The organism is Methylobacterium komagatae (genome assembly GCF_042661665.1).
GTDB lineage: Bacteria > Pseudomonadota > Alphaproteobacteria > Rhizobiales > Beijerinckiaceae > Methylobacterium > Methylobacterium komagatae.
The window spans coordinates 4,303,790-4,323,844 of the sequence record NZ_JBHSWN010000001.1; the positions used below are offsets into that span (position 1 = coordinate 4,303,790).

General features: G+C 69.3%; 13 protein-coding genes and 5 pseudogenes. 4 read left to right on the forward strand and 14 right to left on the reverse strand.

Going from position 1 to position 20,055, the window contains the following annotated elements:
- Positions 1–2: 2 nt before the first annotated feature.
- The 5 genes and pseudogenes from rlmN to recQ form a co-directional block, all read right to left on the reverse strand.
- Positions 3–1,273: pseudogene (gene rlmN, locus ACFQE0_RS21380) on the reverse strand (dual-specificity RNA methyltransferase RlmN).
- A 155-nt stretch (positions 1,274–1,428) separates the two neighbouring features.
- Entirely contained in the window at positions 1,429–1,767 is a 339-nt protein-coding gene (gene grxD / locus ACFQE0_RS21385) for a Grx4 family monothiol glutaredoxin (protein ID WP_378973214.1), read from the reverse strand.
- A 67-nt stretch (positions 1,768–1,834) separates the two neighbouring features.
- Positions 1,835–2,071: a BolA/IbaG family iron-sulfur metabolism protein gene (locus tag ACFQE0_RS21390; RefSeq protein ID WP_238206256.1), complete on the reverse strand. Its 237-nt coding sequence runs from the start codon at positions 2,069–2,071 to the stop codon at positions 1,835–1,837.
- A gap of 14 nt (positions 2,072–2,085) precedes the next feature.
- Positions 2,086–4,309 (reverse strand): annotated as a pseudogene (gene purL / locus ACFQE0_RS21395) (phosphoribosylformylglycinamidine synthase subunit PurL).
- 130 nt (positions 4,310–4,439) lie between these two features.
- A pseudogene (gene recQ, locus ACFQE0_RS21400) lies at positions 4,440–6,282 on the reverse strand (DNA helicase RecQ).
- 79 nt (positions 6,283–6,361) lie between these two features.
- On the opposite strand from recQ, the gene ACFQE0_RS21405 reads away from it, so the two are divergent.
- Entirely contained in the window at positions 6,362–6,598 is a 237-nt protein-coding gene (locus tag ACFQE0_RS21405) for a type II toxin-antitoxin system VapB family antitoxin (protein WP_378973216.1), read from the forward strand.
- A complete protein-coding gene (locus ACFQE0_RS21410; protein ID WP_378973218.1) occupies positions 6,595–6,996 on the forward strand; it encodes a type II toxin-antitoxin system VapC family toxin in 402 nt (133 codons plus the stop codon). The genes ACFQE0_RS21405 and ACFQE0_RS21410 overlap by 4 nt, the downstream gene beginning before the upstream one ends.
- A 6-nt stretch (positions 6,997–7,002) precedes the next feature.
- Here ACFQE0_RS21410 and denD read toward each other — a convergent pair whose 3' ends face one another.
- The 5 genes and pseudogenes from denD to ACFQE0_RS21435 all read right to left on the reverse strand — a co-directional run bounded on the left by denD (position 7,003) and on the right by ACFQE0_RS21435 (position 12,426).
- Positions 7,003–7,971: a D-erythronate dehydrogenase gene (denD, locus tag ACFQE0_RS21415; protein WP_378973220.1), complete on the reverse strand. Its 969-nt coding sequence runs from the start codon at positions 7,969–7,971 to the stop codon at positions 7,003–7,005.
- Between the two features lie 7 nt (positions 7,972–7,978).
- Entirely contained in the window at positions 7,979–9,268 is a 1,290-nt protein-coding gene (otnK, locus tag ACFQE0_RS21420; RefSeq protein WP_378973223.1) for a 3-oxo-tetronate kinase, read from the reverse strand.
- 5 nt (positions 9,269–9,273) lie between these two features.
- Positions 9,274–10,050: a 2-oxo-tetronate isomerase gene (otnI, locus tag ACFQE0_RS21425; RefSeq protein WP_378973225.1), complete on the reverse strand. Its 777-nt coding sequence runs from the start codon at positions 10,048–10,050 to the stop codon at positions 9,274–9,276.
- Positions 10,051–10,183: 133 nt separating this feature from the next.
- A pseudogene (gene ltnD / locus ACFQE0_RS21430) lies at positions 10,184–11,094 on the reverse strand (L-threonate dehydrogenase).
- A 12-nt stretch (positions 11,095–11,106) separates the two neighbouring features.
- Entirely contained in the window at positions 11,107–12,426 is a 1,320-nt protein-coding gene (locus ACFQE0_RS21435; protein ID WP_378973228.1) for an MFS transporter, read from the reverse strand.
- Between the two features lie 197 nt (positions 12,427–12,623).
- Here ACFQE0_RS21435 and ACFQE0_RS21440 point away from each other — a divergent pair, with 197 nt between their 5' ends.
- Together ACFQE0_RS21440 and otnC are read left to right on the forward strand one after the other, a co-directional pair.
- The gene (locus tag ACFQE0_RS21440; protein WP_378973230.1) at positions 12,624–13,631 is read left to right on the forward strand and encodes a LacI family DNA-binding transcriptional regulator; all 1,008 of its coding nucleotides are present in this window, start codon (positions 12,624–12,626) and stop codon (positions 13,629–13,631) included.
- Positions 13,628–14,305 carry a 3-oxo-tetronate 4-phosphate decarboxylase gene (otnC, locus tag ACFQE0_RS21445; RefSeq protein WP_378973233.1) on the forward strand — a complete coding sequence of 226 codons (678 nt, stop codon included), beginning with the start codon at positions 13,628–13,630 and terminating at the stop codon, positions 14,303–14,305. The genes ACFQE0_RS21440 and otnC overlap by 4 nt, the downstream gene beginning before the upstream one ends.
- 42 nt (positions 14,306–14,347) lie before the next feature.
- Here otnC and glyS read toward each other — a convergent pair whose 3' ends face one another.
- The 4 genes and pseudogenes from glyS to ACFQE0_RS21465 form a co-directional block, all read right to left on the reverse strand.
- On the reverse strand, positions 14,348–16,447 hold the full coding sequence (gene glyS / locus ACFQE0_RS21450; RefSeq protein ID WP_378973235.1) for a glycine--tRNA ligase subunit beta: 2,100 nt from the start codon (positions 16,445–16,447) through the stop codon (positions 14,348–14,350).
- Between the two features lie 50 nt (positions 16,448–16,497).
- Positions 16,498–16,944, reverse strand: a complete 447-nt coding sequence (locus tag ACFQE0_RS21455; protein ID WP_378973238.1) for a hypothetical protein — start codon at positions 16,942–16,944, stop codon at positions 16,498–16,500.
- Positions 16,945–17,011: 67 nt separating this feature from the next.
- Positions 17,012–17,934 (reverse strand): annotated as a pseudogene (locus ACFQE0_RS21460) (glycine--tRNA ligase subunit alpha).
- Positions 17,935–18,237: 303 nt separating this feature from the next.
- Positions 18,238–20,022 (reverse strand): Na+/H+ antiporter, encoded by a 1,785-nt coding sequence (locus ACFQE0_RS21465; RefSeq protein WP_378973240.1) that lies wholly within the window; start codon positions 20,020–20,022, stop codon positions 18,238–18,240.
- Positions 20,023–20,055: the final 33 nt, after the last annotated feature.

Consider the following 20,055-nt stretch of genomic DNA (forward strand, 5'->3'; position numbering starts at 1 on the left):
CCTCAATCCTCGTCGCCGATATACAGCCCCTCGGCGATGCCGTCCTCCAGCATCATCCGGGCACGGGCGCGCAGCTTCTCGGTCTCGCTCTTGAGCTGGCCGCAGGCGGCGAGGATGTCGCGACCGCGCGGCGTGCGCACCGGCGAGGCATAGCCCGCGTTGAAGATGATCTCCGAGAACTGCTCGATGCGTTCCCAATCGGAGCATTCGTAGCGGCTGCCCGGCCAGGGGTTGAACGGGATCAGGTTGATCTTGGCCGGGATGCCCTTGAGCAGCCGCACCAGTTCCCGCGCATCTGCGTCGGAATCGTTGACCCCCTTCAGCATCACGTACTCGAAGGTGATGCGCCGGGCGTTGTTCAGGCCCGGATAGGCCCGGCAGGCCGCGAGCAGGTCGCGGATCGGATACTTGCGGTTCAGCGGCACCAGCTCGTTGCGCAGATCGTCGCGCACGGCATGGAGCGAGATGGCGAGCATCGCGTTCGCCTCCGCCCCGAGGCGGGGAATCTGCGGCACGACGCCGGAGGTCGAGACGGTAATCCGCCGCCGGGACAGGCCGAGGCCTTCCTGATCGGACATCACGCCGACCGCATCGACTACTGCGTCGAAATTGTAGAGGGGCTCGCCCATCCCCATGAACACGATGTTGGTGACGAGCCGCCCGACCTCGCCGCCATTGGCGTCGCGGCTGGGCATCTGGCCGGTCCAGTCCCCGGCTCGTCGCGGGCGACCACGAGCTGCTGCACGATCTCGGCGGAGGAGAGGTTGCGCACGAGGCGCTGCGTGCCGGTGTGGCAGAACGAGCAGGTGAGGGTGCAGCCGACTTGGCTCGACACGCAGAGCGTGCCGCGATCCGGGCCGGGAATGTAGACGCACTCGATCTCGGCGCCGCGATTATGCTCGTGCGGGTTGGTCGGCGCCATGCGCAGGAGCCACTTGCGGGTCCCGTCGCGGGAGACCTGGCGGCTGACGACCTCGGGGCGCTCCAGGGTGAAGTTCTGGGCGAGGTCGGCCTTCAGCGCCTTGCCGACATTCGTCATCTCGGAGAAGTCCTGCGCCCCGCGCAGATTGACCCAGTGCCAGATCTGGCCGGAGCGCATCCGGCTCTCGCGCTCGGGCACACCGGCTCCGATGAGCTGGGCCTTCAATTCCTCGCGGGTCAGGCCGACGAGGGAGAGCTTCCGGCCGGGCAGGGCCTCGGGCCGGAACTCGGGGGTCTTCTCGATAGCGGAGAGAGCAGCCACACGGCCGCTGTCGAGCGACGGCGTCGCCATGATGATGCGGATCCCTTCGGTTGAAGGGATCTCATATAGTCGCTTTTCTTCACGCCGTCATCGCGAGGGACGAAGCGACCCAGGGTTGCGCGACGCCGATAGCCGTGGCGCCGCCCTGAATGGCTTCGCTTCGCTCGCAAGGACGTCGGGCGGCCTTACGCGGCGGCGGTCTTCACCGGCACGCCCTTCTCGGCGAGGAAGGTTTGCAACTCGCCCGACTGGAACATCTCGCGGGTGATGTCGCAGCCGCCGACGAACTCGCCCTTCACGTAGATCTGCGGGATGGTCGGCCAGTTCGAGAAGGACTTGATCCCCTCGCGGATGCCCTGGTCGGCCAGGACGTTGACGCCCTTGAACGGCACGCCGAGGTAATTGAGGATCTGCACCACCTGACCGGAGAAACCGCATTGCGGCATCTGGGGCGTGCCCTTCATGAACACCACCACGTCCTGGGAGGCGATCTCGTTCTGAATGGTCGTGTTGACGTCGGTCATGGTGTTTCGCGTCCTCGTTCCTGACCCGTGATCTAGTGACGGTCGGGCGTGGATTTCAATGCTGCAGTCAATCCTGCGGGACGCCCGTCGTCAGCGCAAGGGCGTGGAGAACCCCGCCCATGCGGCCCTGAAGGGCGCCGTAGACCATCTGATGCTGGGCAACCCGGGTCTTCCCCTTGAAGGCGTGGCTCAGCACCGTGGCGGCGTAGTGGTCGCCGTCTCCGGCGAGGTCGCGGATCTCGACCTTCGCGTCGGGCAGGGCCTCGACGATCATGCGCTCGATCTCGCGGGCATCCATCGGCATGGGTTCGGCTCCGTTCAGGCAGCGGGGGCGGCGGGCTGGCTCGCCATGTAGGTCGGCATCCAGCCCTCGTGGGCCTCGCGCAGGTCGGCGATGGCGATGGTCTCGCCGCCCGGCAGGGTGAGGCGGTCGGAACCGGTGATGCCGACGACGGCCGCCGCGATGCCCTGGGCTGAGGCGGAATAGAGCAGGTCCGAGGCCGTCTCGGGGGCGACGGCGATCAGGTAACGGCCTTGGTCCTCGCCGAACAGGTAGGCATGGGCCGGCAGATCCACCGGCACCTCGGGCAGGGCCGCGCCGACGCCACCCGCCATGGCCATCTCCGCCAGCGCCACCGCAAGGCCGCCATCGGACAGGTCGTGCACCGTATCGACGGCGCCGGAGGTGATCAGCCCCCGCACGAAGTCGCCGTTGCGGCGCTCCAGACCGAGATCGACCGGCGGCGGAGCGCCCTCCTCGCGGCCCTCGACGACCGCGAGATAGGCCGACTGGCCGAGCCAGCCTTCACCTGTACCGATCAGCACCAGGGCGTCACCCTCGCGCTTGAGGGCGATGGTGGCGTGGCGGGTCACGTCATCGAGCACGCCGACGCCGCCGATGGTCGGGGTGGGCAGAATGCCGACGCCGTTGGTCTCGTTGTAGAGCGACACGTTGCCGGACACGACGGGGAAGTCGAGCGCCCGACAGGCCTCGCCGATGCCCTGAAGGCAGCCGACGAGTTGGCCCATCACCTCGGGCTTCTCCGGGTTGCCGAAGTTCAGGTTGTCCGTGATCGCGAGCGGCTTGCCGCCGACCGCCGTGATGTTGCGCCACGCCTCGGCCACGGCCTGCTTGCCGCCCTCGACCGGGTCCGCCTCGCAATAGCGGGGGTGACGTCGCAGGTGATCGCGAGGCCCTTCGGCCCATCCTCGACGCGCACGATGGCCGCGTCGCCACCGGGCTTCTGCACGGTGTTGCCGAGGATGAAGTGATCATACTGCTCGTAGACCCAGCGCTTGGAGGACAGGTCTGGCGAGGCGACGAGGCGCTTCAGCGCGTCGGCGAGGGACGCGGGCGCGGCCACGTCGGCTGCGGCGATGACCGGCTGGTGCGTGTTGGCGATGTGCGGCCGGTCGTAGAGCGGCGCCTCGTCGCCGAGTTCCTTGATCGGCAGGTCGGCCACCGTCTCGCCGTGCCACTTGATGACGAAGCGCAGCGTGTCGGTGGTCTTGCCGATCACCGCGAAGTCCAGGCCCCATTTCACGAAGATCGCTTCGGCCTCGGCTTCCATGCCGGGCTTGAGGACCATGAGCATCCGCTCCTGGCTCTCGGAGAGCATCATCTCGTAGGGGGTCATGCCTTCTTCGCGGGCGGGCACCTTCTCGATGTCGAGCTCCACGCCGAGATCGCCCTTGGCACCCATCTCGACGGCCGAGCAGGTGAGCCCCGCCGCGCCCATGTCCTGGATGGCGATGACGGCGCCGGACGCCATCAGTTCGAGGCAGGCTTCGAGGAGCAGCTTCTCGGCGAAGGGATCGCCGACCTGCACGGTCGGGCGCTTGGCCTCGGTGCCCTCATCGAACTCGGCCGAGGCCATCGTGGCGCCGTGGATGCCGTCGCGGCCGGTCTTGGAGCCGAGATAGACGATCGGGTTCCCGACGCCGGCGGCGGCGGCGTAGAAGATGCCGTCCTGCTTGGCGAGGCCGACCGCCATGGCGTTGACGAGGATGTTGCCGTCGTAGCGGCGGTGGAAGCCGACCTGCCCGCCCACGGTCGGCACGCCGAAGGAATTGCCGTAGCCGCCCACGCCCGCCACCACGCCGGAGACGAGGCCGCGGGTGCGGGGATGCTCGGGATCGCCGAAGCGGAGCGCGTTCAGCGCCGCGATGGGCCGCGCGCCCATGGTGAACACGTCGCGCAGGATGCCGCCGACGCCGGTCGCCGCGCCCTGGTAGGGCTCGATGAAGCTCGGGTGGTTGTGGCTCTCCATCTTGAAGACGCAGGCCAGGCCGTCGCCGATATCGATGACGCCCGCGTTCTCGCCAGGACCCTGGATGACGTGCGGACCCGAGGTCGGCAGGCCGCGCAGGTGCTTGCGCGAAGATTTGTACGAGCAGTGCTCGTTCCACATCGCCGAGACGATGCCGAGCTCGGTCAGAGTCGGGTCGCGGCCGATGAGCGCCCGGAAGCGGTCGTACTCGTCCGGTTTGAGGCCGTGCTGGGCCACGAGCCGGGCGTGATCGGGACATCGTTGCGGAACATGCGGCGGTCTCGACGAACAGGCCTACGGTGGCGGACCCGGACCGGGCGCTGTGTTGGCCGCGACGGATTAGTGCTTTCCTGACCTGCGATGCAACATCTGGGGTGAGGATCGCCTGAATGGAACGGGGGATCAGGCAGCCGACGAGTGGCTCAGGAACTCCTTGATCGCCTCCGCGAAACGATCACCATAGGCCTCCCGCTTGCGCTCGCCGACACCGTGGACACTGCGCATCGCCCAGAGATCCACGGGTTTCTGCCGGGCCATCTCGATCAGCGTGCGGTCCGGGAAGACCATGAAGGCGGCGATTCCCTCGGCCCGCGCGATCGTCGCGCGAAGACCACGCAGATGCTGGAACAGAGCCTCGTCCGATTCGGACAGGCCCATCTCCTCGGCCGCCCTCGGCGCCGTCCGCCGCCGCTCACGCGATTCGGGACGCGGCTCGGGATCGGGCCGCAGGGTGATGGGCTCGCGGCCGTAGAGGATCTCCGTGCCCTTCTCCGTGAGGCCGAGGCCGCCATAGCCGTCGGAATTCTCGGCGACCGCCCCGGCGGCGAAGAGCTCGACGCAGGATCGCCCGCCACGCGGCGACCGGCTTGTCGGAGCCGACCCCGAAGGTCTTGAGCCCGTCATGGCCGTTGCGGCGGATCTGGTCGCTCTCCTTGCCGTGGACGACGTCGCAGACATAGGCCGCGCCGAAGCGCTGGCCGGTGCGCACGATGGCCGAGAGCAGCTTCTGCGCGGGCACGGTGCCGTCCACGAGCTCGACCCCGTCGCGGCACAGGTCGCAGCGTCCGCAGCGCCCGCTGGCCTCGCCGAAATAGGCGAGCAGCGACTGGCGGCGGCAAGAGGCGCCCTCGCACAGGGAAATCATCGCCTCCAGCTTGCGCCGCTCGACCCGGCGGCGCTCGTCGGAAATCTCCTTCTCGTCGATCTGGCGGCGGCGCAAAGCCATGTCGTCGAGGCCATAGAGGGTGAGGGTGTCGGCGGGCAGTCCGTCGCGCCCGGCGCGGCCGATCTCCTGGTAATACCCTTCGACGTTGGTTGGCATATCGGCGTGGATGACGAAGCGCACGTCCGGCTTGTTGATGCCCATGCCGAAGGCGACGGTGGCGGTCATCACCACCCCGTCCTCCTGCAGGAACCGGTCCTGGTTGCGGGCGCGCGTCCCCTGATCGAGGCCGGCATGGTAGGGCAGGGCGTTGAACCCGTCCTTGCTCAGGGTCTCGGCCAGTTGCTCCGTGCGCTTGCGCGACGAGCAGTAGATGATCCCGCTCTCCGAGCGGCGGTGCTTCAGGAAGCGTTCGATCTGCCGGGCCGGGTTGTCCTTCGGCTGGAACACCAGACGGATGTTCGGCCTGTCGAAGGAATGGACGAAGATCCTCGGGTGCCGGCCCTCGGGAAACAGCCGCTCGGCGATCTCGGCACGGGTCGCGGCGTCGGCGGTGGCGGTGAGTGCCACGGTCTGGACGTTGCCGAGCGCTTCGCGGGCACGGGCGATCTCCCGGTATTCGGGACGGAAATCGTGCCCCCATTGGGAGACGCAGTGGGCCTCGTCCACGGCGAGCCGCCGGACCCCGGCCCCGCGAAGGGCTTCCATGCAGCCATCCATCAGCAGCCGCTCGGGTGAGACGAACAGGAGCCGCATCGTCCCGTTGCGGATGCCCCGCCAGGTCTCGCGCGATTCGGCTTCCGCCACGGTGGAGTTCAGGGTCGCCGCCACGATACCGACGCTGCGCATCTGCTGCACCTGATCGTGCATGAGCGCGATGAGCGGCGAGACCACCACGGTCAGCCCGGCATCGACGAGCGCCGGCAGCCGATAGGTCATCGACTTCCCGGAGCCCGTCGGCATCACGGCGAAGACGTCCTCTCCATCGAGGACCGCGCCGATCACCTCATCCTGGCCGGGCCGGAAATCCTCGTAGCCGAAGGTGGTCTTCAGCGCGGCGCGTGCCTCGTCGAGGCGGGTCATCCGGGGTTCTCTCAATTTGTGGTGTGCTTGCGGCAAGGCGCGACGGGCATTACGTTTTTCAGGCACCACGGAGGCCGCCATGCCGCTCACCATCGCCAGCGACGAGGTCGATCAGCTAGCCGAGAAACTGGCATCGCGGACCGGCGTGAGCAAGGCCGAGGCGGTGCGGGTCGCCTTGGTGAACGAGATCGACCGCTGCGACAAGGCTGTGCCGCTGGCGGAACGGCTGCGGCCCTTGCTCGACCGGATCGATGCAATCCCTCGCACTGGCCTTGAGGCAGACAAGGCCTTCTATGACAGCCTGAATGACGAATGACGTTCGTCGATGCCTCGGCCCTCGTGGCAATCCTGACTGGTGAGCCGCAGCGATCCGCTCTCCTCGGACGCATTGCCGCTGCCAGGCTTCCCCTGACTTCCGGTCTTGCCATCTTCGAGACCGTCACCGCCGTGGCGCGCAAGAAGACCATGACGGTCGCCGAGGCTCAGGCGGAGGTCGCCGAGTTTATCCGCATCAGCGGTTTATGGACCGTGCCAATCGGTGAAAGGGAAACGGATCTGGCCCTCGCGGCCCATGCCCGTTTCGGCAAGGGCCGCCATCCGGCCCGACTGAACCTTGGCGATTGCTTCGCCTATGCTTGCGCCAAGGCGCACGGAGCGCAACTGCTGTTCATCGGCGACGATTTCCCGCAGACCGACATCGCTGTCGCGCTCTGAGCGGCCTCACCCCCCGTGGAACTCGGCGATGTGCTGGGCCACGATGGCGTCAAACGAGGCGTCGGCCCGAAAGCCGAGTTCCGTCGCGGTGGTGGTGTCGAAGGCGGCGGGCCACGTTTCAACGATGCGCAACACCGCCTCGTCCGGCTCGCGCCGGATGAGGGCGACGGCCTTGTCGCCGGCCGCCCGGCGCAGGGCCTCGATCTCTTCGGCCACCGTGGCGGAGACGCCCGGCATGGTCAGGCTGCGGCGGGTGCCGAGCCGTGCGAGGTCGAGCGTCGCCGCATGGGTGAGGAAGCCGACCGCCGCCGCCGGGCTCGCGAACCAGTGGCGCACGGTGTCCGGCACCGGCAGGCGGGCTTCTTGTCCCGCAAGCGGCTCGCGGATGATGCCGGAGAAGAAGCCGGAGGCTGCCTTGTTCGGCTTGCCCGGCCGCACGCAGATCGTCGGCAGGCGCAGGCCGATCCCGTCGAAGATGCCCCGGCGGGCATAGTCGGCCAGGAGCATCTCGCCCATCGCCTTCTGCGTGCCGTAGGAGGTGGCGGGGCGAAGGGCGTAATCGTCCGGGATCACGTCCGGCAGGGGCGGCCCGAACACGGCGAGCGACGAGGTGAACACCACCTTCGGCCGGTACCCCTCGACGGCGCGGATCGCCTCGAACAGGAAGCGCGTCGCGTCGAGGTTCACCCGGTAGCCGAGATCGAAATTCGCCTCCGCCTCGCCGGAAACCACCGCCGCGAGATGGAAGATCACCTCCGGCCGGTCGCGGATCGCGGCCTCGGCGGCGCCGGGCACGCTCAGGTCGGCGGCCTCCGCGCGCACCGGTCCGGGCACGCCTTCCGGCGTTGCGGGGGCCACGACGTCGAGAAGCGTCAGCGCGGTCAGCGGCTGCCCGCCTACCTTCCCCTCGGCCACGAGAACATCGACGAGGCGGCGGCCGATCATACCGGCGGCGCCGAGAATCAAAGCGTGCATCGGAACCTCACTGCATCATGTCGAGGGCGCGGGCGAAGAAGTCCGGCCCGCCGAAATTGCCCGACTTCAGGGCCAGTAAGAGCGGCTCGGGCCGCCCGGCGGTGCGCAGCACGGGCACGCCGGCCGCAATCTCCGGCCCGACGAGGAAGGCGCGGAGCGAAAGCCGGTCGACGCAGGCACCGGACGTCTCGCCTCCCGCGATGACGAGGCGCCGGACACCCGCCGCGACCAGTCCCTCTGCAATGGCCGACAGGGCCGCCTCGACGGCATGGCCCGCCGCTTCGGAGCCGTGCCGGGACTGGAGCGCGCGCACGGCCTCGGGCTCGGCGGAGGAGGCGATCAGCACCGGGCCTTGCCCGATCCGTTCGCGGGCGAAGGCCAGCGCCTCGGCCACCACCGCATCCGGTTCGGACAGGAGCCGCCCGGCATCGAGCCGGAGCACCGGCATCAAGGCTTCCGCCGCGGCGACCTGACCGAGGGTCGCCTGCGAGCAGCTTCCCGCGAGGCAGGCGGCATGGCCACCGACGGGATCGCCGATCGCCGCCCCGGCCGCATCCCGGGTGCCGCGCCCATCCGCCACCAGGGCGCGGGCGAGACCGAGGCCCAGGCCCGACGCGCCGACCGAGAAGGTCTTCGAGACGATGGCGCGGCCGAGCGTTTCGAGGTCGTGGTCGAAGATCGCGTCGGCGATGGCCGCGCCCTTGCCCTCGGCGGTCAGCGCACCGAGCCGTGCGGATACCGCCTCCGGTCCCTTCGTGACGGTCGCGATGTCGACGAGCCCGACCCCGTGGCGGCTCTGGCGCGCCAGCACCCGCACGAGGTTGGCGTCCCGCATCGGGTTGAGGGGATGGTCCTTCAGCGGGCTCTCGTTCAGGGGCAGGGCGCCGACGAACAGGTTGCCCTGGTAGACGCTGCGGCCCGTTTCCGGGAAAGCGGGGGTGACCAGCGCGATGGCCTCGCCCGCCGCCTCGCGAAGGGCGTCGGCGACGGGGCCGATATTGCCCGCATCCGTCGAATCGAAGGTCGAACAGACCTTGAACATCACATGCGACGCGCCGCGCTCACGCAGCCAAGTGTCCGCCTCCCGCGAGCGGGCGACGGCTTCGTCGGCGGGGATCGAGCGGCTCTTCAGGGCCACAACCACCGCGTCCACCTCCGGCAGGGAGAGATCGGAGGCGGGCACGCCGATGGTCTGGATCGTGCGCAGGCCGGCCTTGGTCAGCGTGTTGGCGAGATCCGAGGCGCCGGTATAGTCGTCGGCGACGCAGCCGAGTGCGAGCGGCTTGGCGGTCGTCATCGGGATCAGCCCTTCCTGTAGGGGGCGAACCAGCCGAGGCCCGCCTCGGTGTTCCCCGCCGGGATGTATTCGCAGCCGACGAAGCCGTCGTAGCCGAGCCGGTCGAGCTCGGCGAAGAGAAACGCGTCGTTCATCTCGCCGGTGCCGGGCTCGTGCCGGTCGGGCACGCTCGCGGTCTGGACATGGCCGACCATCGGCATCAGCGCGCGCAGCCGCATCGCGACGTCGCCATGCATGATCTGGCAATGGTAGAGGTCGAACTGGAGCTTCAGGTTCGGGAGCGACAGCTCCCGGATCAGCTCGGCCGCCGCCCCGAAATCGTTGAGGAAATAGCCCGGCATGTTGCGGCCGTTGATCGGCTCCAGCACCAGGTCGAGCCCGGCCGGGGCCAGCTTTTCGGCGGCGTAGGTCACGGCCCGGCGATAGGCCTCCTTCGCCCTGGAATCGGTCGGGTCGGCGAGCCCGGCCATCAGGTGCAGGCGCTTCACGCCCGTCGCCTCGGCGTAGCGCAGCGCCGTGTCGACGCCCGCCTTCACCTCCTCGAACCGGTCGGGGAGGGCGGCGAGCCCTCGCTCGCCCCCCGCGAAGTCGCCCGGCGGCATGTTGAACAGCGCCTGGGTCAGGCCGTTCGCACGCAGGCGCTCGGCGATGGCCTCCGGCGGATGCTCGTAGGGGAACAGGAACTCCACCGCCTCGAAGCCCGCCCGCGCGGCGGCCTCGAACCGGTCGAGGAACGGCACCTCGTTGAACATCATGGTCAGGTTGGCGGCGAAGCGGGGCATGGGTGTGGGACCTTCTCTTTCAACCGCCTCCGTCAGTGCGAGCGGAGCGAAGCAATCCAGGGCAGCGCCAGGGTCTAAAGCGGCCCGCTACCCTGGGTCGCTTCGCTGACGCTCGCGATGACGGCGCGCGAGCCTACGCTTCCGGCAGCTTTGCCCCGGAGACCTGCGCATACAGCCGCGCCACGGAGGCGTCGTCGTCCCGGCCCATTCCGGCGCCGGAGGCCATCAGGAACATCTGCAGGGCGGCCGCCGCCACCGGCACCGGGTACTTCTCCGCCCGCGCCATGTCCTGCACGATGCCGAGATCCTTCACGAAGATGTCGACCGCGCTGCGGGGGAATAGTCCGCGTCGAGGATGTGCGGCACGCGGTTCTCGAACATCCACGAGTTGCCCGCCGACTTCGTGATCACCTCGTAGACCTTGGCGAGGTCGAGGCCCTGCTTGGCCGCGAAGCTCATCGCCTCGCAGGCGGCGGCGATGTGCACGCCCGCGAGCAGCTGGTTGATCATCTTGAAGGCCGCGCCCTGGCCGGGCTCGTCGCCCAGCTCGTAGACGGTGCCCGCCATCGCATCGAGGGCAGCGCGCGCCCCCGCGAAGGCCGCCTTCGAGCCCGAGGCCAGGAAGGTCAGGCCGCCCTCGGCGGCGCGCACGGCGCCCCCGCTCATCGGCGCGTCGAGATAGTGGCGGCCGGTTTCTTCCAATCGCGCCGCGAGGCGGCGGGCGATGGCCGGGTCCATGGTGGCGGAGGAGATGAACACCGCTCCCTCCGGCATGACGGAGGCCGCGCCGTTCTCGCCGAACAGCACCGCTTCCGTCTGGGCGGCGTTCACCACTACCGCGACCACCACGGCGGCGCCCTTGGCCGCCTCGGCGGGGTTCGCCGCCCCTTCGCCGCCCGTCTCACGGAAGCGGGCGACCGCCTCCGGGTTCACGTCGCAGGCGGCGACGGAGAAGCCCGCCCGCAGGAGCGAGGCCGCCATGCCTGAGCCCATCGAGCCCAGGCCGATCAGGGCCACGCGGCCCTTCTGTGCCGGTTCGGTCATGATCCCCCTCCCTTACCGGTTCACGAGACGGGCCGGGACGATCAGCACGCAGAGCGCGCCGAGCACCAGGGTCACCGCCAGAACGTACATGCCCGCCGCCGTGCTGCCGGTGGCGTCGCGGAGCGCGCCGATGGCGTAGGGGCCGGCGAAGCCCGCGAGGTTGCCCACCGAGTTGATCAGCGCGATGCCCGCAGCGGCGCCTGCGCCGCTGAGGAAGGCGGTCGGCAGCGACCAGAACAGGGGCGAGCAGGCCAGCACGCCACCCGCCGCGACCGAAAGCGCCGCGATGGCGATCACCGTGTCGCCGGTCGAGGCCGAGACCACGAAGCCCGCCGCGCCGATGAGAGCCGGGATGATCAGGTGCCAGCGGCGCTCGCGGAAATGGTCGGCGCTGCGGCCGAGACAGACCATCGTCACCGTCGCCACGAGGAACGGGATCGCGCTGACGAGGCCGATCGTGAAGTTGCCCTGGATGCCGGACGCCTTGACGATGGTCGGCACCCAGAAGGTCAGCCCGTACTGACCGGCCACGAACAGGAAGTAGATCAGGCTCATGAACCACACGCGGCCGTTGCGGAACACGGTGGCGATGGAGTGCGGGCTGTCGGACTTAGTCCGCTCCTCAGCGGCGAGGTCGCGCTCCAGAACCTGCTTCTCGGCCGCATCGAGCCACTTGGCTTCCGAGGGGCGGTTGTCGAGGTAGAAGAACACCGCGATGCCGATGATGACGGCGGGGATGGCTTCGAGCAGGAACATCCACTGCCAGCCGGACAGGCCGTGCGTCTCGTGGAACGAATCCATGATCCAGCCGGAGAGCGGGTTTCCGAACACGCCCGAGATCGGGATCGCCGCCATGAACACGGTGATGACCCGCGCCCGGCGATGCGACGGGAACCAGTTCGTCACGTAGAGGATCACGCCCGGATAGAACCCGGCCTCAGCGATGCCGAGGAGGAAGCGCATCGCGTAGAAGGTCGCCTCCGAGTTCACGAACAGGAACGCGCCGGAGATGACGCCCCAGGTGATCATGATCCGCGCGATCCAGACCCGCGCGCCCACCCGGTGCAGGATGACGTTCGAGGGCACCTCGAACAGGAAGTAGCCGAGGAAGAAGATGCCCGCGCCGAGGCCGTAGGCGGTTTCGGAGAAGCCGAGCTCCTTCGACATCTGGAGCTTGGCGAAGCCGACGTTCACCCGGTCGAGATAGGCGACGACGTAGCAAAGCATCAGGAACGGCACGAGCCGCCAGAAGACCTTGGCATAGGTCCTGTCGATGAAGCTTTTGTCGGTATTCACGGCGCTTCCCGGCGCCGCGGCGGCCTGGATGGACATGGCTTGTCTCCTCCCTTTCCCCCGCGATGCGAAGGATGGTCCGGCCGCTCGCTGGCGGCGTTGACGGTCCTATATCGCCGTTTGGCAGCGCTGCCAATTCTGGTTGTGAAACAAAATGCAGACGTTTATGTCGGGTTGTAGGGAGTCGCTCCGTCGCCATGACGGGGAAGGTGGTTCGCGAAAAGCCGGGACAGGGGATGACCGAATTCCAGCCGCCGGGACGGCTCGTGACGCTGGCCGACGTCGCCCGGGCGGCGGGTGTCGGCGAGAGCACCGTCTCGCGGGTGCTGCGTAACCACGGCTCCTATTCGAAGCGCGCGGGTGAACGTGTCGCGGAGGCGGTGGCACGCCTCGGCTACGTACCGAACCGGCTGGCGGGGCATCTCGCCGGGGGCGGGATGGGCACGGGGCTCGTCGGCGTGGTGATTCCCTCGCTGGCCAACATCGTGTTCCCGGACCTGTTGCGCGGGCTCACGGCGGCGCTCGACGGCACGGGGATGCAGAGCGTCGTCGGCGTCAGCGAATACGATCCCGATCGGGAGGAGGCCTTGGTCGCCGCGCTCCTGTCCTGGCGGCCGGAGGCCCTGTTGCTCACGGGATTGGAGCACAATCCCGGAACGGTGTCCCTCGCCCGTGCCTCGGGCGTGCGGGTCGTGGAAATGATCGATACGGACGGGGAGGGGATCGACACGGTGGTCGGCTTCTCGAACCGGGAGGCGGGCGCGGCGAGCGCAAGGCACCTCCTCGCCCGCGGCTACCGGCGGATCGGCTATTGCGGACACGATCCCGAGGCGGATCTGCGGGCGGGCAAGCGGCTCGCCGGGTTCGAGGCGGCGCTCGCCCAAGCGGGCTTGGCGTTCGCCGCGCGGGAGATCAGGCCCGGCCGGTCCTCGGCCGCCTCGGGGCGGGCCGGGTTCGAGGCGCTGATCGCCAGGGCTCCGGATCTCGACGCGGTGTATTTCTCCAACGACGACATGGCGCTGGGCGGTTGGTTCGCCTGCCTCGCGGCGGGGATCTCCGTGCCGGGGCGGATCGCTCTGTTCGGCTTCAACGGCCTCGACTTCGCCGATGCCATGCCTCAACCGCTCTCGACGGTGCGCACGCCGCGCCTCGAGATCGGCCGCGCCGCTGCCGCCTGCCTTACCGGGCGCGACCCCACACGCATCGATCTCGGCTTCACGCTGATCGAAGGAGCCACCGCATGAGCGAAGAAGCCCGCCTGCGCGAAGAGATCTGCCGGTACGGCCGGTCGCTATTCGAGCGCGGCCTGACCCCGGGTTCGTCGGGCAACATCTCCTTGCGCCTGCCCGACGGCGGCTGGCTCGTGACCCCGACCAACGCGTCGCTCGGCTTCCTCGACCCGGCCCGGATCTCACGCCTCGACGGGGAGGGCCGTCTCGTCTCCGGCGACAAGCCGACCAAGGAGATCCCGCTCCACAGCGCCCTCTACGAGAGCCGCGACAGCGCGCGGGCGATCGTGCACCTGCATTCGACCCATGCGGTCGCCGTGTCGATGCTGCCGGAGATCGATCCGAAGGCGGTCCTGCCGCCGATGACCCCCTATTACCTGATGCGCACCGGGGGAACGGCGCTCGTCCCTTATTTCCGCCCCGGCGACCCGGCGGTGGCCGACGCGATCCGGGGCTTGGCCGGACGCTATTCGTCCGTCCTGCTGGCCAATCACGGTCCGGTGGTGGCGGGCGACAGCCTGGAGGCAGCGGTCTTCGCGACGGAGGAACTGGAGGAGACGGCCAAGCTCTATCTCCTGCTGCGCAACCTCAACCCGCGCCATCTCTCACCCGCGCAGGTGCAGGATCTGGTGAGCCATTTCGGGCTCACCCTACCGGAGCAAGACGGGCACGATCACGATCACGGGTAGAAGCACAACCCCTCTCCCCGCACGCGGGGAGAGGGGGGTGTTTCACCCCTCGATCTTCGAGAAGTCCGCGACTTCCCGCGTGGCCGCCCGCAATGCGTTGAGCAGCAGCAGCCGGTTCTCGCGCAGCTTCGGATCGTCCGCATTGACGGTGACGTCCGTGAAGAAGGCGTCGACCGGGGCACGCAGCGTCGAGAGCGCCCGCATGGCCCCGGCGAAATCCTCCGCCGCGACGGCCTTCGATGCCTCGGCGCGGGCAGTCTGCAACGCCTCGGACAGCGCCCGCTCGGCCGGCTCGCCCGATGCCGCAAGGGCGGAATCGGGGGCGGCGTCAAAGGCGCGACCGTCCTTCTTCTCCTCGATGCGGAGGATGTTGGCCGCACGCTTGTAGCCCGCGAGCAGGTTCTTGCCGTCCTCGGTCTCCAGGAACTTCTGGAGCGCCTCGACCCGGCGGGCGATGAGCAGCAGGTCGTCCTGGCCGGGCAGGGCGAAGACCGCGTCCACGAGGTCGTGCCGGGCACCCATGTCCCGCAGGGTGATCTTCAGGCGGTCGGCGAAGAAGGCGAGCAGATCCGCCGGATCAGCCCCGGCCCGCTCGCGCAGGCCGCGATCCGCCGCGCCGAACCGGTCGAGCAGGCGCAGGCGCAGGCCCCGGTCGAGGATCAAGCGGACGACGCCCAAGGCCGCACGCCGCAGCGCATAAGGATCCTTGCTGCCCGTCGGCTTCTCGTCGATGGCCCAGAAGCCCACCAGCGTGTCGAGCTTGTCGGCCAGCGCCACGGCGATGGCGACGGGGTCGCGCGGCACCCGGTCCGAAGGGCCGAGCGGCTTGTAATGATCCTCGATCGCCGTGGCGACGCTCTCCGGCAGGCCTTCGAGGGCGGCGTATTTCGCGCCCATCAGGCCCTGCAACTCGGGGAACTCTCCGACCATCTCGGTGACGAGATCGGTCTTGGCGAGGCGCGCCGCCTGCTCGGCCAGGGCGGGATCGGCGCCGACCAGCGGGGCCAGTTCCTTGGTGAGGGCTGCAATGCGCTCGATGCGCTGTCCCTGTGTCCCGAGCTTCTCGTGGAAGACGATGGTGTCGAGCTTCGGCAGGCGGTCCTCGAGCTTGATCGCCTTGTCCGTCTCCCAAAAGAACTTGGCGTCGGAGAGCCGCGCCCGCACCACCCGCTCGTTGCCCGCCGTGATGGCGAGGCCGCCGTCGCTGGCGATCAGGTTCGAGACGAGGATGAAGGCCGGGGCCAAGTCCTCGGAGCCGGATTTCCGCAGCACGAAGCACTTCTGGTTCGCGCGGATCGTGGCACGGATCGCCTCGGCGGGTATGTCGAGAAAGGCCTCGTCGAAGGAGCCGAGCAGCACGACCGGCCATTCGACCAGCCCCGCCACCTCCTCCAGCAGGCCGTCATCCTCCACGAGGTCGAGGCCGCGCGCGAAGGCGAGGTCGCGGGCGTCGTGCAAGATCACGTCCTTGCGGCGGTCGGCGTCGAGGATGACCTTCGCCTTCTCCAGCGCCTGGATGTAGTCGTCGAAGCGGCGCACCTCGATCGGGCCGGGCGCGAGGAAGCGATGGCCGTAGGTGGTCGTGCCCGCGCGGATGCCGCCGATCTCGAAGGGTACCACCTCGGGCGATTCGGTCTCGGGACCGAAGGTCGCGACGATGGATTGCAGCGGACGCACCCAGCGCAAGGATCCCGGCTGGGCCGAGGCCGCGCCCCAGCGCATCGCCTTCGGCCAGGGGAAGCTCTTGATGATCTCGGGCAGGATCTCGGCCAGGACGTCCAGCGTCTCGCGGCCGGGCTTCTCGATCACCGCGAGGTAGAACTCGCCCTTCTTCGGATCGGTGATGGTGGTCGCCTGATCGAGGCTGGTGAGCCCGGCGCCCTTCAGGAAGCCCTGGACGGCGGCGTCCGGTGCCCCGACGCGGGGGCCGCGGCGCTCCTCGCGCACGGCCTCGCCGCGGGCCGGGAGCCCGGCGATGTGGAGGGCGAGGCGGCGCGGCGTCGCGAAGGCCTTGGCGCCCTCGTAGAGGAAGCCACGCGCGACGAGGGCGTCGGTGACGAGCTTCCGGAGATCCTCGGCCGCGCGCCGCTGCATGCGGGCGGGGATCTCTTCCGAGCGGAGTTCGAGCAGGAGGTCGGGCATGGCGCGGCCATATCGCCGCGCCGCACACCTGTCGAGGGTTCAGAGGCCCCTCAGTGCGCCTCGCCCTTCAGGATCGCTGTCAGCTGCCACTTGCGGTCGCCGATGGCATGGGCATCCGAGACGCGCCAGCCGCCATCCTCACGCACGAGGTCGTAGACGATCGCCTGGGCGCCGTTGCCGCCCTTGCGCTCCACCGTGACCTTCGCCTGATCCTTGCCCTCGGTGGCCTCCTTGAAGGTCAGGTTCTTCACCGTGTCCGGCTTCAGGGGCTCGCCGTTGAGGCGGTAATCGAAATCGAGGTTGCCTGTGGCACCGTTGGCCTGCTTCGCATCTGCGTCGAACAGGCCCTGCAGGCGCTTCGTGTAGACGGCCGAGTGATTCGGGTGCGGCTCGGCATAGAGCTTCTTCACCACGGCCTCCGGGCCGGCCTCGGCGGCCAGCGCCGGGGCGAGGCCCCATGCGACGAGGCCGAGGGCGAAGACGGTCTGTTTCTTCATGGCATGGTTCCCGCGTCTGCGGACGCGCCGGGGCGCGCCGGTTGGCGGGGCGGCAACGCGCGACGGCTCAAGGGGCTCCGCCCGCTGCCGTCTTCAGCCACGCCGCGCCGCAGGCCTGGCCAGCTCGCGCACCCGCAAGATGTAGCTCTGGCGCTCAGTGACGGAGATCACCCCCCGCGCGTCGAGCAGGTTGAAGACGTGGCTCGCCTTGATGCACTGATCGTAGGCGGGCTGGACGATGCGATGGCGCTCGCCCTCCTTCGGCTCACCCGCGTCGAGATAGGCGCGGCAGGCGGCTTCCGCGTCCGCGAACTGGCGGAAGAGCATCTCCGAGTTCGACGCCTCGAAATTGTGCCGTGAATATTCCTGCTCGGCCTGAAGGAACACGTCGCCGTAGGTGACGCGGTCCTCGCCCTCGGCGCCGTTGAAGTCGAGATCGTAGACGTTCTCGACGCCCTGAACGTACATGGCGAGCCGTTCCAGACCGTAGGTCAGCTCGCCCGCCACGGGGGCGCATTCGAAGCCTGCGACCTGCTGGAAGTAGGTGAACTGGCTCACCTCCATCCCGTCGCACCAGCATTCCCAGCCGAGTCCCCAGGCGCCCAGCGTCGGGCTTTCCCAATCATCCTCCACGAAGCGGATGTCGTGGAGCTTCAGGTCGACCCCGATGGCCTCGAGCGAGGCGAGGTAGAGTTCCTGCAGGTTCGGCGGGTTCGGCTTCAGGATCACCTGGAACTGGTAATAGTGCTGGAGCCGGTTGGGGTTCTCGCCGTAGCGCCCGTCCTTCGGGCGGCGGGAGGGCTGGACATAGGCCGCCTTCCACGGCTTCGGCCCGAGCGCGCGCAAGGTCGTGGCCGGATGGAACGTGCCCGCGCCGACCTCCATGTCGTAGGGCTGCAGGATCACGCAGCCCTTCTCCGCCCAGTAGGTCTGGAGCGCCAGGATCAGCCCCTGGAAGGATTTTTTCGGAGTGGGCGCGGCGCTCGGCATGATCGGTCGGTGCTTGTCTGAATCGAGCGGGGTCTAGGAGAGCGGGGCCGGGGACGCAAGGCGGGCGGCCGAAGGGCAGGGCGCTATGGCGCGTGCCCGCCCCGTCAAGGCGCTGCGGCGCCAGGGAACCGCCAAGCCCACAGCCAAGTTATCGATGCAACCAGGGGTTATCCGGCGCCCGATGTGCTGCCGAATGTTGCGGATCATGGACCATGACCAAGTTCTCGACCCAGTCTTTCGCCCGTCGTAACCTTGCCCTCGTCGCCACCCTCGCCCTGTCCGCCATGGCCGCCACGCCCGTCGTCATGAGCGCGAGCCGGGCCCTGGCGACCTCCGACGACCCGGTGGCTGGTGCCACCCTGCGAGTCGAGCCGGTGGAGGTCGCGCCCATCGCGCCGGTGGCCAAGCCCGATTGCGCCCGCAAGGTGCGTGTCGTCTACGGAAGCTACGGCACGCCGGAGGGCTGCGCCGCCCGTTGATCCTCAACCATGCCCCGCCGGTTCGCCCGCGAGCCGGCGCAGATGCAGTTCCTCGAGGTCGAGTTCGGCCTCGATGGTCCTGAGCACCGAGCCAGTGAATGCGCCCCTCGCGGTGTAGGCCGATGAGGGCCGAGCGCCCGGCCCGGATGGCGCCGAGCGCCGCCGCCATGTGAGCGTCCCGCTCGACCTCCGCGACGGAGCGATCGTCGCGCAGCCGTGAGGTCGCCCGGACCCGGCGGCGATACTGCTCCACGAGGACCGGATGCCGGTGCGTACCGGTCTCGGATTCGATCATCGTCTCCAGGGAGGCGAGTCCCGCCTCGTTCACCGCCACGCGCGCCATGGTCGCATCGAGATGGCCGTCAGGCAGGCGCGTCTTCGCATCGAGGGCGAGGCGCCGGATCAGCGGACCCAGGGTCGTGCCCTGCACCAGCACCGTGAACAGGATCACCGCGAAGGCGGCGAGCAGGATCGGGTCGCGACCGGGGAAGCCCAGTGGCAGGGCGAGCGCCGCCGCGAGGGTCACGACTCCGCGCATTCCCGCCCAGTCGATCACCAGCGGGATGGCCGGGCGAAGGGGTGGGGAGGCATCGCGCCAGCGCCGGGGCAGCAGGCGTGGCAGGTTGACGGCGGCGAACACCCAGGCGAGGCGGGCGGCAACGCAGGTCACCGTCGCCGCGACCGCCAGGGGCAGGCCCGCGATCAGCGCATCCTCGCTGCCGCCCATGCGGGCGAGCACGCCGCGGAGCGCCAGCCCGATCAGCACGAAGACCAGCGCTTCCAGCACGAACACCACGAAGGCCCAGACGGCGATGGCATGGGTCCGGGTGCGGGCATCGAAGGTGAGGTGCTCGCGGCCTCCCAGCATCAGCCCGCAGGCCACCACGGCGAGGACGCCGGAGGCGTGGATCTCTTCCGCCGCGAGATAGGCGAGATAGGCGACGAGGAAGGTGACGATCGTGGCCGCGTTCGCATCGTGCAGACGCGCCATCACCCTGTTGACGACGAAGCCGATGGCGACGCCCACCGCCACCCCCGCCACGGCGAGCCACGCGAAGCTGCCCAGGGCGCCCCAGGCGCTGAACGCCCCCGTCAGCGCGGCGGCCACCGCGAAGCGGTAGAGGACGAGGCCGGACGCGTCGTTCACGAGGCTTTCGCCTTCGAGCACGGTGACGGTCTTGCGCGGCAGGCTCACCCGGCTCAACACCGCCTTGGCCGAGACGGCATCGGGCGGGGAGACGATGGCGCCCAGCGCGAAGCAGGCCGCCCAGGGCAGGCCGGGCGCGACTCCATGCGCCACGAGGCCCACGACCAGCGTCGTGAACAGCACCGCCCCGAGCGAAAGCGACAGGATCGGCCCGATCGCCGCGCGGAAATCGCGCCAGACGGTGAAGTAGGCCGATTCGAGCAGGAGCGGGGGCAGGAACAGGACCATGATCAGGTCCGGGTCGAGGTCGAAGGCAGGCAGGCCCGGTGCGAAGGCCAGCGCCATGCCGCCGATCACCAGGGCCACGGCCGGGGGCAGGCCCAGGCGGCCTGCGATGAGGGACAGGACCAGCGCCGCAGCCAGCAGCGCGAGCACCAGTTCGAACAGCGCGACGGGTGTCATGCTCAAGCTGTGGACCGCAACGGGTCCACGGGG

What these genes read in the sequence shown, in the direction of transcription:
- ACFQE0_RS21390 (WP_238206256.1), bottom strand. Translation starts at nt 2,071, where the DNA reads ATGCCGATGGATGCCCGCGAGATCGAGCGCATGATCGTCGAGGCCCTG.
- ACFQE0_RS21465 (WP_378973240.1), bottom strand. Translation starts at nt 20,022, where the DNA reads ATGACACCCGTCGCGCTGTTCGAACTGGTGCTCGCGCTGCTGGCTGCG.
- otnK (WP_378973223.1), bottom strand. Translation starts at nt 9,268, where the DNA reads ATGACGACCGCCAAGCCGCTCGCACTCGGCTGCGTCGCCGACGACTAT.
- ACFQE0_RS21435 (WP_378973228.1), bottom strand. Translation starts at nt 12,426, where the DNA reads ATGTCCATCCAGGCCGCCGCGGCGCCGGGAAGCGCCGTGAATACCGAC.
- otnI (WP_378973225.1), bottom strand. Translation starts at nt 10,050, where the DNA reads ATGCCCCGCTTCGCCGCCAACCTGACCATGATGTTCAACGAGGTGCCG.
- ACFQE0_RS21440 (WP_378973230.1), top strand. Translation starts at nt 12,624, where the DNA reads ATGACCGAATTCCAGCCGCCGGGACGGCTCGTGACGCTGGCCGACGTC.
- glyS (WP_378973235.1), bottom strand. Translation starts at nt 16,447, where the DNA reads ATGCCCGACCTCCTGCTCGAACTCCGCTCGGAAGAGATCCCCGCCCGC.
- otnC (WP_378973233.1), top strand. Translation starts at nt 13,628, where the DNA reads ATGAGCGAAGAAGCCCGCCTGCGCGAAGAGATCTGCCGGTACGGCCGG.
- ACFQE0_RS21455 (WP_378973238.1), bottom strand. Translation starts at nt 16,944, where the DNA reads ATGAAGAAACAGACCGTCTTCGCCCTCGGCCTCGTCGCATGGGGCCTC.
- ACFQE0_RS21410 (WP_378973218.1), top strand. Translation starts at nt 6,595, where the DNA reads ATGACGTTCGTCGATGCCTCGGCCCTCGTGGCAATCCTGACTGGTGAG.
- grxD (WP_378973214.1), bottom strand. Translation starts at nt 1,767, where the DNA reads ATGACCGACGTCAACACGACCATTCAGAACGAGATCGCCTCCCAGGAC.
- ACFQE0_RS21405 (WP_378973216.1), top strand. Translation starts at nt 6,362, where the DNA reads ATGCCGCTCACCATCGCCAGCGACGAGGTCGATCAGCTAGCCGAGAAA.
- denD (WP_378973220.1), bottom strand. Translation starts at nt 7,971, where the DNA reads ATGCACGCTTTGATTCTCGGCGCCGCCGGTATGATCGGCCGCCGCCTC.